The sequence below is a fragment of the Xenorhabdus eapokensis genome (genome assembly GCF_001908105.1).
The window spans coordinates 1-1,174 of sequence record NZ_MKGQ01000120.1; the positions used below are offsets into that span (position 1 = coordinate 1).

Genomic DNA, 1,174 nt, shown 5'->3' on the forward strand with positions numbered 1-1,174 from the left:
ACTTTAGCAACAACACCGGCGCCTACAGTACGGCCACCTTCACGGATTGCGAAACGCAGACCTTCGTCCATAGCGATTGGTGCAATCAGGTTAACTACCATGTTGATGTTGTCACCTGGCATAACCATCTCTACGCCTTCTGGCAGTTCGATAGTACCGGTTACGTCAGTAGTACGGAAGTAGAACTGTGGACGGTAACCTTTGAAGAATGGAGTATGACGGCCACCTTCATCTTTGCTCAGGATATACACTTCAGATTCGAACTGAGTGTGTGGGTGGATAGAACCTGGCTTCGCCAGAACCTGACCACGCTCAACGTCATCACGCTTAGTACCACGCAGCAGAACACCTACGTTCTCACCTGCACGGCCTTCGTCCAGCAGTTTGCGGAACATTTCAACGCCGGTACACGTGGTTTTAGTGGTTTCTTTGATACCGACGATTTCAACTTCGTCACCCACTTTAACGATACCGCGCTCTACACGACCGGTAACTACAGTACCACGGCCGGAGATAGAGAACACGTCTTCGATTGGCAGCAGGAATGGCTTATCAATGTCACGCTCTGGTTCTGGGATGTAAGAATCCAGGGCTTCTGCCAGTTCGATCACTTTCGCTTCCCACTCTGCATCGCCTTCCAGCGCTTTCAGCGCAGAACCACGGATGATTGGGGTGTCGTCGCCTGGGAAATCGTACTGAGACAGCAGCTCACGTACTTCCATTTCTACCAGTTCCAGCAGCTCTTCATCATCAACCATGTCACATTTGTTCAGGAACACGATGATGTAAGGAACGCCTACCTGACGACCCAGCAGGATGTGCTCACGAGTCTGTGGCATTGGGCCATCAGTTGCAGCAACTACCAGGATCGCGCCGTCCATCTGAGCCGCACCGGTGATCATGTTTTTCACGTAGTCGGCGTGGCCTGGGCAGTCAACGTGTGCGTAGTGACGAGTTGGAGTATCGTATTCTACGTGAGAAGTAGAGATGGTGATACCACGGGCTTTTTCTTCTGGTGCGTTATCGATCTGGTCGAATGCACGCGCGCTACCACCGTAAGTTTTTGCCAGAACGGTAGTGATTGCAGCAGTCAGGGTAGTTTTACCGTGGTCAACGTGGCCGATAGTACCAACGTTAACGTGCGGTTTTGAACGTTCAAACTTTTCTTTAGACA

General features: G+C 51.2%; 1 protein-coding gene. It reads right to left on the minus strand.

Annotated features, from left to right (window positions below):
* Positions 1-1,174 (minus strand): elongation factor Tu (tuf, locus tag Xedl_RS19665; protein ID WP_074025406.1); only part of this gene is annotated, 1,174 nt, incomplete at both ends.